We start from the raw sequence: 9465 nt of genomic DNA on the forward strand, positions 1-9465 counted from the left end.
ACTCGAGTAGACAGGAGATTATATGACGAAGTCCGTTCGCATCGTTCGTTTTAACGAATTTGGTGATGCAAATGTTTTACAGATCAAGCACGAAGATTTGCCGCAGCCAGGACCGGGGGAGGTGTTGCTGCGCGTTGAAGCCATCGCTCTGAACCGTGCCGAGATCATGGTCCGGGAAGGCAGGTATCTTTGGAACCCTAATTTTCCCGCCAAGCTCGGGTTTGAAGCAGCGGGGATCATCGAGGCGATCGGGCCGGACGTCGATCCTGAGTGGTTGGGTGTGATCTGTAGTTCGATAGCGAACTTCTCGCCTATGGATTATGGCGTCTACGGTGATGTTGCGATCCTTCCAGTCGGTTCTCTTGGCATTTATCCGGCGTCGCTCTCTTTCGAGCAAGGAGCCGCGCTCTGGGCACAGTATCTCACGGCCTGGGGTGGCTTGGTCTATGTGGCGAAGATCAGGCCGGCCGACGTCGTGCTCATCACCGCAGCCAGCAGCAGCACCGGCATCGCTGCAATCGACTTGGTGAAGGCTGAGGGCGGCATTAGCATCGCCGTCACTCGCACGGCCGTGAAGCGTGACGAGTTATTTGCACAGGGAGCAGATCACGTCATCGTCAGCGACGAAGAAGACCTCGTCGCGCGTGTAGAGGAGATTACCAGCGGTGCTGGTGTTCAGATCGCCTATGATCCTATCGGCGGCCCCATGCTTGCCTTGATGATGGATGTCATTGCTAAAAAGGGCATCATCGTTTCCTACGGTATGCTTTCATCGGAGCCGACGGTCCTGCCGTTGTTTGAGGGTTTTCTAAAATACGCGACGATTAAGACCTATGACGTCCACGAGGTTTATGACGATCCCTCGCTGCTCGCTACTGCCGTCGGTTACGTCACCGAGCGCGTCAAGAATGGGCAGTTCGTCCCGCGCATTTCGACAACTTTTCCGCTGAGCAACATTGTCGAGGCGCACAAGGCCATGGAGGCTAGCAATCATATCGGAAAGATTGTCGTCGTGCCATAGACCAGCCTCTGTATAGTCTTTGGCGACCGAGCGAGGTTCGGCTGCAGGCTATCTGCCTGCGACGGACCCGCGTGGCGGCGGATCTGGGGATTGGCAAATCGAAATTGGGACACTGGGTTTCGCAGTATCGGACCTCTGATCTGCAGTACCTGTAATGCAGGCCGATCTCGTCCGGGAGAACGAGCACCTACGCTTGGATTTTCAAACCCGTTTGCCAACGCCAGCGCACCGATTTGAAAATTCTGGTGCATATCCGGGAGCATTTTGTCCTGAGCAACTCCACCTATGGTCGTCCTCGGATGGCCATGGAACTCAAGAAGGCGAAGCTCGATGTCGGCAAACGTCGTGTGGGGTGGCTGATAAAACTTAACGGGATCCGCCCAGTGCGCACCCGTCGCCACAGGGTCACAAGTCCAGTTTGAATCCGGGCTCGTGCACGTTAAAGAGCTTTTGACCAATCAGGCTGCTCTCGATTGCCATTTCGCTTCGACACATATTGCTAAGTGGCGCCTAGAGCATAATCCGACCTGACGGAGTCGTTTTTTGGTTCTCATCGGGGAAGAAATCTAATTTCATTCTTCCTTCCGGGCAGGAGGCCGGCGTGCATGACCGGAGCTCAATCGACTGACCTTCGCCAGCGCACACTTGCCGCCGTTGCTTAGGGGATGACCCGTCGCTCGGCAGCTTCCCGTTTTGGTGTTTCTCCGTCGAGTGTCATCCGGTGGGTGGCGGAGTGGCACGCCAGCGGCCGCGACCACGCGCTGAGGCCGGGCGGGGGTCGTCGCTCGCAGTGGATCGAGGCCTAGTCGGGTTTCTTGCTGGCCGCAGTCGAAGCCAAAGGCGATATCTCGCTGGTGGAACTGGCGAACTGGCGGACCGGCTGGCGACAGAGCACGGCGTGCGTTTCGCGCCGAGCACGATCTGGCGCTGCCTCGACCGCCACGCCATGACCGTTAAAAAAAACAGCGCACGCCAGCGAGCAGACACGAACCGACGTCGCGGTACGGCGCAAGGCGTGGTTCGAGGGCCAGCCTGATCTCGATCCTGGGCACCTAGTCTTCATCGACGAGACCGCTGTTTCTACGAAGGTGGCCCGTCTGCGCGGACGGTCAAAACGTGGTACACGCTGCCGGATGCCGGTGCCGCATGGACATTGGAACACGACGACATTCATCGGCGGCCTGCGCCTGTCGGGCATGACGGCGCCGATGATGCTGACCGGGCCGATGACCGGAGAATGGTTCACAGCCTATGTCCGACAGATACTGACCCCGAGTCTGGCGGCAGGAGACATCGTGATCCTCGACAACCTTCCCGCCCACAAGGGCGCAGCAGCCCGCGACGCAGTATAGGCCGTTGACGCTCGCATGCTGTTCCTGCCGCCCTACAGCCCAGACTTCAATCCGATCGAGAATATCTTCTCCAAAATGAAGGCATGGCTCAGGTGAGCAGCCCCGCGCACTGTCGAGACCCTGCAGGCGGCCGTGTGCGCCGCCATCGATGATGTCTGCCACAGGCAGGCCACAGCCTGCTTGACCGCAGCAGGATATGAGCCAGATTGATCAGATTATGCTCTGGCATTGCCGGGTCTCGGCATCGCCGAGCAGATCGACGCCATGATCGCTCTGCTCTCGACCCAGATCAGCGTGCTCGATCAGCGCATCAAAGCCATAATCGCTGCAGATCGCGCGCTCGCGGAACAGGCCGCCCTGATGAGCACCGTGCCCGGCATCGGCCCGACCGTAATGGCCGTCTTGCTCGGCGAACTACCGGAACTCGGCACATTGTGTCGCCGCAAGATCGCCTCTCTTGCCGGTCTGGCACCCCATGCACGCAAAAGCGGCTCATGGAAGGGAGCACGACGCATCTGGGGCGGACGACGAAAGGTCCGCGAAGCCCTCTATATCGCAGCCCTGTCCGCGTCCCGCCGCGTGCCTGCGCTCATTGCCATGCGCGATAGGGTGCGCGCCAAGGGCAAGCCACCCAAGACCATCCTTATCGCCATCGCACGCCAGCTCCTCGTCATCCTCAATGCCATGATCCAGAAAAGTTAGCCTTTGCAGATCACATGATCAACACAGTTGCCCCCCGGTACTGCCAGGCTGTTCAGTGATAAGAGAGCAGACTGGCGGCCGTCGCCTCATGTCGGACGTAGAATGATAGATTGGTGATAGTTGATGCTGGCCATACACGTGAGCAAAGAAAAATAGTAAGATCGGATTTTCATCAGGAGATATGCATGGAGGCGAAGCTCGGGCTGGGTATAATCGCACTCGCTACTTTTCTGAGCACGGCAGCGAATGCTGCAGATCCGCCCGGAGTTGCGACGTTCGTGCAAAAACACAAGCTGGTACGGTACACTACTGCCTTCTCCGATCTTGACGGTGATGGTCATTCTGAGGCGCTCATCTACGCACTGGCGATGGCAGATGACAGCCGGACACCTGAGACCTTCAAAGAAGCAAATCTCTGCGGCAGCGGAGGGTGTGTTCTGTATGTTTTATCGCTCGCTCCATCCAACTATCGAGTGATTACGAAGATCACGATTGTGAAATTGCCTGTCCGCATACTGTCGTCGATCTCGCATGGTTGGCATGATCTGGGCGTTCAGGTGTCCGGAGGAGGAATTACTCCCAGCTATGAGGCTCGGCTTCGGTTTGACGGGCATAGTTATCCCTCCAATCCGAGCATTTCGCCTGCGATCCCTTTGAAAAACGTCTCAGGCAACGTTCTGATTAATGCAGACCCGCCTCCAAGATAGTGGCCACCTCTGCCAGCCTATGGAAAAAGCGGTGTTCATGACCGCTCTCATAAGGGAATGCAATTGCACCATCCTTTGTCTGCTTGTACTCCAGCACATCCGGAAGCAGACCTTCCGCTTTCCCCTTCTGTACTGCCTGTCCGCTCAAGGAATATGAAGCAAACAGGCGGGATACGCCCTCATTCGAGACCTGTAGAGATCTTTTTTGTTTTCCGTATAGCAGACATGCGCAGTTTATTCGGAAGTGCAGGCTCTTGTCGCTCTTTCATTCGCTATGTGGGTCATTACCATGCAGAGCTATAAGTCATTCTTCAAAATCGTCAGTTCCATATTTGCTTTTGGCCAGATTATACATCAGATGAGTTATGTGAACATTCTGTTCATCATATGCTTCATTATTGCTATCTATTCGGTCCCGAGAGGGCTGAAGCATTTTATTCTTTGTTCCCGGCAACAGAGCAGGATTTTCGACCGCAGCCTTCTTATGCGGTCTTCGGCAAAAGGCCATTGATCATCATAGGCCTTTTCCTAAAAAAGATAAGGGAGATAAGGAGGATGTTGTCCCGCTACGAGTAGAATAACCTCTTCGATTCAACGAAATTTAAACACCATTTTCCGAGTTTTTCGTGACAACATGCGAGGAGGGTCTGGAACTGATCAGGAAGTAATAGAGGGACGAATGATCTTCATTTCTGTTATTTATTACTTTTTTTCAGTGCACCAAACGCTGACATGTATTTGACAGTTCTTTCCTGTTTGCTCCGATGAACTGCATGACGCAGTATGAAATGGTCATAGTATTCGTTTTCTTACGATCAGGGTATTCCGGCTCAGAATCACAAGTCCCATAACGTGACCTGATATAACGCAAAGAAGCATTCAGGAACGCTCTACTCCGCATCCCTGAATAATCCCGGCTTCTCCATTTTTTACGGAATCAGCAGGAGCTTGCCGGTCGTCTTGCGGCTTTCCATGTCGGCATGGGCGCGGGCGGCGTCGGCCAGCGGGTAGGTGCCGCCGATGTGGATCTTCATCTTGCCTTCGATGATCCAGTTGAAAAGCTGCGCCGAATGGGCACGGAGCAGATCCGGCGTATGAACGTGGTCCATGAAAATCGCGTAGCCGATCTTGATACTCTTCGGGATGCTGGTGATCTCGATCGGGCCGGGGCCGCCGAGCACCGGGCCGAACCAGCACAGCGTGCCGGACCGGCGCAGGGCATCGAGCGACGCCTTCCACGTCACGGGACCTGTGCCGTCATAGGCGACATGCACGCCTTCGCCGTCAGCCAGACGCACGACTTCTTCGGCAAAATTGCCGCCAGCATCCACGATGATATGATCGGCACCGGCCTGACGTGCGATCTCGACCTTCTCCTGCGAGGACACCCGGCCGATGACCTTGCCGCCCCGGATCTTGATGATCTGTGTCAGCAGCAGGCCAACCCCGCCAGCCGCCGCGTGGACCAGAGCAAATTCACCCGGCTGGATCGGATAGAAATCGGTCGCGAAATGGCTGGCTGTCAGGCCCTGCATCATGACGGATGCGGCTGTCTGATCGTCAATCGCATCGGGAACGGGCACGAGTGCCGCCGCCGGAATCACGGCGCGATCGGCATAGCTGCCGGGGGAATAGACCCAGGCCACGCGCTCGCCCGGCCGAAAATCCTCAACATCTTCGCCGACGGACAGGACGCGGCCCGCGCCCTCGACGCCGAGGATCTTCGGATCGGCTTCTGTCCAGAACATCCTGCGCCGGACGCCGGTATCCATGAAGTTCACGCCGGCCGCGGCCACATCGACCAGAACCTCACCGGGCCCCGGCACCGGGTCGGGCCTTTCGACCAGTTCAAGAACCTCGGGGCCACCCGGTTCGCGCATTACGATAGCGTGCATGTCAGTCTTCCTTGGAATGGTTCAATAAAAGGGATGTGTGTCAGGTCACGACTGCGGAGCCGCAAGCGGGTTCGTGGCGTTCAGGGCCTCGCGGGCGGACTGGCCGTCGCTGTAATCGTGCCAGAGAACGATCCGGCCATCGCGGACCTCATAGGTCGCGATGTTGGGGATGGCGGCAGATTCGCGACCCGGCAGGGCCAGGTGATGGATCTGTTCAGCCAGCACGATCGCGCCGTTGACGGCCTGATGGATCGTCTCGAAGCGCACCTGCGCGAAGGTCTCGAAGACCCGCTTCCAGACCTTCACGACGTTCTCTTTTCCGCGTAATTCGGGATCGCCATGGTTGGAAAACACAATGGCGTCGTCAAAGAATGTCCCAATCAGGTCCGCATCCCTCTGCTCAAAGGATGCGACGAACTGCCGGACTGTTTCTCCTGCATCTGACATCTGGACTGTCCTTTGCTGGGAATGGTTCCGGTAGGCCGGGATCAGGCGGAGTAACCGCCGTCGATCGTCAGCAGGGAGCCCGTGATGAAGCTGGATTCAGGGCTGGCGAGATAGGCCACGAAGCTCGCGACTTCCGTATCCGACCCCAGGCGGCCGAGCGCCATGCGGGGACGCAGCATGTCGCGCATCGCGTCGTTCCTGATGTTGTCGGTTTCGGTCGGGCCGGGCTCGATCGCGTTGACGGTAATTCCGCGCGGCCCGAGGTCGCGGGCAATGGCGCGCGTCATGGAGCTGACGGCCCCCTTGGTCATCGCGTAGGCGAAGGAGCCGGGGAATGCGGTATAATGCGCGACCACGCTGCTGTTGTTGATGATCCGGCCGCCTTCCTTCATGTGCGGGACGGCTGCCTGAATCGCGACGAAGGTGCCGCGCACATTGAGGGCGAACATCTTGTCAAAGGTGTCGAGCGCGAACTCGTCCACCGGTCCACCGAGCACGATGCCGGCATTGTTCACCAGAATGTCGAGGCCGCCCAGCTCCGCGACCGTGCGCGACACGGCAGCCTTGATTTCATCGGCACTGGTGTTGTCCGCCTTGATGGCGAGGGCCTTGCCCCCGGCAGCGGTGACTTCGGATGCCACCTTGTTGGCTTCATCGGCCGAGGCCGCATAGGTGAAGGCTACGGCCGCGCCATCTGCCGCGAGGCGACGGACAATGGCAGCGCCGATACCGCGCGATCCGCCCGTAACAAAAGCAACTTTTCCGGTCAGTGAAAGGCTCATTGCTGGAAACTCCTGGTCGATCTGCTGACTGTTCGCTTATCTTTCTGGAACGAACAGTCAAATAAAGAACAAAAAAGGGGGCTTTCTCCTAGGCAAGACAGCGCAGGGCCATCTGTACGGTGGCGCGCAGGCCGTCGTGTGTTGCGCCCCCGCGTGCCATGACTTTCAGCCCGATGAACGTCGCATTGATGAACCGTGCGGCGTCCTTCGGATCGATCTCCGGTGGGATCTCCCCGAGATCCTTGCCGCGCTGGATCGTTGCGGCAAAAATGTTCTGCAAACTGGCGGCAGATGATTTGCCGATTGCTGTCACTTCCCGGTCACGTCGGCCAAATTCGCATATTGATCCTACGCCAAGACACATGGTGTCATCCTGAATGCGCGCCGCGAACCCCAGCAGGGCGGCTTCAATTCCGGCCAGAGGAGAACCGGCCGACTGGAGTGCTACCGCGAGCTGTCCTACACTGTCGAAGCAGTAGTGCTGCAGCGCTTCAAGATACAGCGCATGCTTGTCCCCGAAAGTGTCGTACAGGCTCTGACGGCCGATCCCCATGCTTTTGACGAGTAATGCGGTCGACGTTCCTTCGTACCCGTAGGTCGCGAAAGTCTTCGTTGCTGCGGCCAGGGCCGCATCCCGGTCAAATGCCTTGGGTCTTGCCATGTCCTGACATATCGGCGTTCTGGAACGATATGTCAAGAACTGGAAGCGCTGTCTTATTTGCCATCCAGCGGAATCATGCCGGCAACTGCACGATCCAGCGGATCGCTGCTTTCCGCCAGCCCATGGGCGACGCCCGCCCGATCCTCGGCCGAGCTGTTCTGGCTCATCTTGCGCTTGCCCACCAGCCGGGTAATCGGCAGGCGCAGCCCGACGATGCCCTTGAGTTGTCCCTGAATAAAGGGATCCGGCGCATCCGTGACATGCCACGGCGCCTTCTGGTGCACTTCGTGCCGGTCGGTCAGGCGCGAGACGACATCGAGCAGGCGGTTCGCATCGCTGAAGAACTCTACCGGACCGAATGCCTGAACAGCTTCGTAATCCCAGGTCGGGACGACCTTGTGGTTGACCTGCTTTGAAGGATACCAGCCAGCGCTGACATAGGCGTCCGCGCCCATAAAGATTGCCAGCGCCTCGCCCAGCACGGGTTTCTGCCATTGCGGGTTGGGCTTGGCGAGATGCCCGTAAAGCACCCCCAATTCGCCCTCGTCCGGGTCCAGAAACATTGGCAGCGGTGTTGCGATCGGCCCCTTGGCTGTCGCGGTGACAAACTGCGCCAGACGGGCGTTGCGGATGATCGCACGCAATGTAGCAGGGTCGTCTTCTTGAAAAGCAGCTGGAATGTGCATGGATTATCCCTGGGGTTTTGGGAGGGCTGCGCAAGACCGGACCATCATTTACATCCAGTTTCTGTACATTTTAACAGATGCTGGAACTGCAACTAACTCCTGTCGCATCCGGAACCGATTAGCGGACTGACCGGAGTCCCCCCATTGCTGTCGAAATAATAAAGGTGTGTACGGTCTTTCAGGGCAGAGTGACTTCTCTGCTGACCACTCGACCAACAGATGTGGGGATAACGGACATATTCGCCGCGTCTCATGCGGATATGGCATTGCAGCTTGCGGTGATTACGCGCCATATTCTCCGCATGGAGTGCAGAAAATATGGCGCGATACATTCATCGGCATGAAGACCGGCTGAATTTCCGGTGGGACAATCTGGCCGGTCAATCGATCAATGATCGGCATCGTCTCATGCTCAACCGCCTGCTCGACGGGTTTGACGGTAAGCTGACCTCATTCAAATGGGCAAAGCTTGCAAAGACGTCCCCGGATACCGCCCTGCGAGATATTAATGATCTCGTATCACGCGATATTCTGGTTCGGGAGGCTGGGGGAGGAAGAAGCACCAGCTACAGGTTGGTTTTCCCTGAGTTGTGAACCGAAGATACGCACTGGTGCCTTCCTGATCGCGGGAAAGGAGATCCATCGTCTTTATCACAGTAAGAGACTGGCCGTAGGGCAGGGGCCATCCGGGTCTTTCGGAGTAAGGGCGGTCAAGGACCAAACGAAAGTAAAGAAAAAAGCTTTAAATGTTTCAGTCGCTTAACTATGCTGCCAATCGTTCAACGAACCCGCTGACAAGCAGCAGTTTTCATTGGTTGCAGGCCCCCGCAACCACTTCCATCATAAATCCCTACAAATCGACGTCTGATCGCCATGAAACACTGGCTTATCAGGCAGTTAGATGCGTCTCGACCTTCGRAARAGGRYCGGGCGATYWCGYGCGTCTACGCATCGCCATGGCCYACAGGGCCGCCTCAACCGGTTTCTCCGATCGTTTGTTCATACTCATCGAAGGAAACCAGGCAATGTCTGAAGATCAGGAAATGCGCGAGGCAATCCGTACCCGAATGAAGGGCCGGATTCGGTTCAATGTCGCCACAGACAGGATCGAAGTGATCGTCGGTGCGCCGGACGAACTTCTCCGGTGGGAGCCGATCAACAGGCTCACCATGCTCCAGCATCTTCCACCCCTCGTGGTGGAGAGGCTTTGGG

At 57.2% G+C, this 9465-nt stretch carries 9 protein-coding genes and 3 pseudogenes; 7 read left to right on the forward strand and 5 right to left on the reverse strand.

The window, feature by feature from the left end; all coding sequences use genetic code 11:
• Positions 1–22 precede the first annotated feature (22 nt).
• The 5 genes and pseudogenes from KP703_RS12660 (at position 23) to KP703_RS12680 (ending at position 3782) form a co-directional block, all read left to right on the forward strand.
• Complete coding sequence (locus KP703_RS12660) at positions 23–1021, forward strand: zinc-dependent alcohol dehydrogenase family protein (protein WP_063905529.1); 999 nt, start codon at positions 23–25, stop codon at positions 1019–1021.
• A 245-nt stretch (positions 1022–1266) separates the two neighbouring features.
• Positions 1267–1443 (forward strand): IS3 family transposase, encoded by a 177-nt coding sequence (locus KP703_RS15945; RefSeq protein WP_373687496.1) that lies wholly within the window; start codon positions 1267–1269, stop codon positions 1441–1443.
• 243 nt (positions 1444–1686) lie between these two features.
• Positions 1687–2583, forward strand: a pseudogene (locus KP703_RS12670) (IS630 family transposase).
• Between the two features lie 54 nt (positions 2584–2637).
• Entirely contained in the window at positions 2638–3075 is a 438-nt protein-coding gene (locus KP703_RS12675) for a transposase (protein ID WP_215755207.1), read from the forward strand.
• 185 nt (positions 3076–3260) lie between these two features.
• A complete protein-coding gene (locus tag KP703_RS12680; protein ID WP_215755208.1) occupies positions 3261–3782 on the forward strand; it encodes a hypothetical protein in 522 nt (173 codons plus the stop codon).
• Positions 3783–4711: 929 nt separating this feature from the next.
• Here KP703_RS12680 and KP703_RS12685 read toward each other — a convergent pair.
• From KP703_RS12685 to KP703_RS12705, 5 genes are all read right to left on the reverse strand, one after another.
• A complete protein-coding gene (locus KP703_RS12685) occupies positions 4712–5677 on the reverse strand; it encodes a quinone oxidoreductase (RefSeq protein WP_215755209.1) in 966 nt (321 codons plus the stop codon).
• A 45-nt stretch (positions 5678–5722) separates the two neighbouring features.
• Positions 5723–6124, reverse strand: a complete 402-nt coding sequence (locus tag KP703_RS12690) for a nuclear transport factor 2 family protein (RefSeq protein ID WP_215755210.1) — start codon at positions 6122–6124, stop codon at positions 5723–5725.
• A gap of 41 nt (positions 6125–6165) precedes the next feature.
• Complete coding sequence (locus KP703_RS12695; RefSeq protein ID WP_215755211.1) at positions 6166–6906, reverse strand: SDR family NAD(P)-dependent oxidoreductase; 741 nt, start codon at positions 6904–6906, stop codon at positions 6166–6168.
• An 88-nt stretch (positions 6907–6994) separates the two neighbouring features.
• Positions 6995–7567, reverse strand: a complete 573-nt coding sequence (locus KP703_RS12700; protein ID WP_215755212.1) for a TetR/AcrR family transcriptional regulator — start codon at positions 7565–7567, stop codon at positions 6995–6997.
• 53 nt (positions 7568–7620) lie between these two features.
• Entirely contained in the window at positions 7621–8253 is a 633-nt protein-coding gene (locus tag KP703_RS12705) for an FMN-binding negative transcriptional regulator (protein ID WP_215755213.1), read from the reverse strand.
• A 363-nt stretch (positions 8254–8616) separates the two neighbouring features.
• On the opposite strand from KP703_RS12705, the pseudogene KP703_RS12710 reads away from it, so the two are divergent.
• Positions 8617–8847 (forward strand): annotated as a pseudogene (locus KP703_RS12710) (DUF4172 domain-containing protein); the annotation flags it as partial.
• Positions 8848–9278: 431 nt separating this feature from the next.
• Positions 9279–9465, forward strand: a pseudogene (locus tag KP703_RS12715) (hypothetical protein); the annotation flags it as partial.

Source organism: Acetobacter sp. P5B1 (assembly GCF_018811985.1).
Taxonomy (GTDB): domain Bacteria; phylum Pseudomonadota; class Alphaproteobacteria; order Acetobacterales; family Acetobacteraceae; genus Acetobacter; species Acetobacter cerevisiae.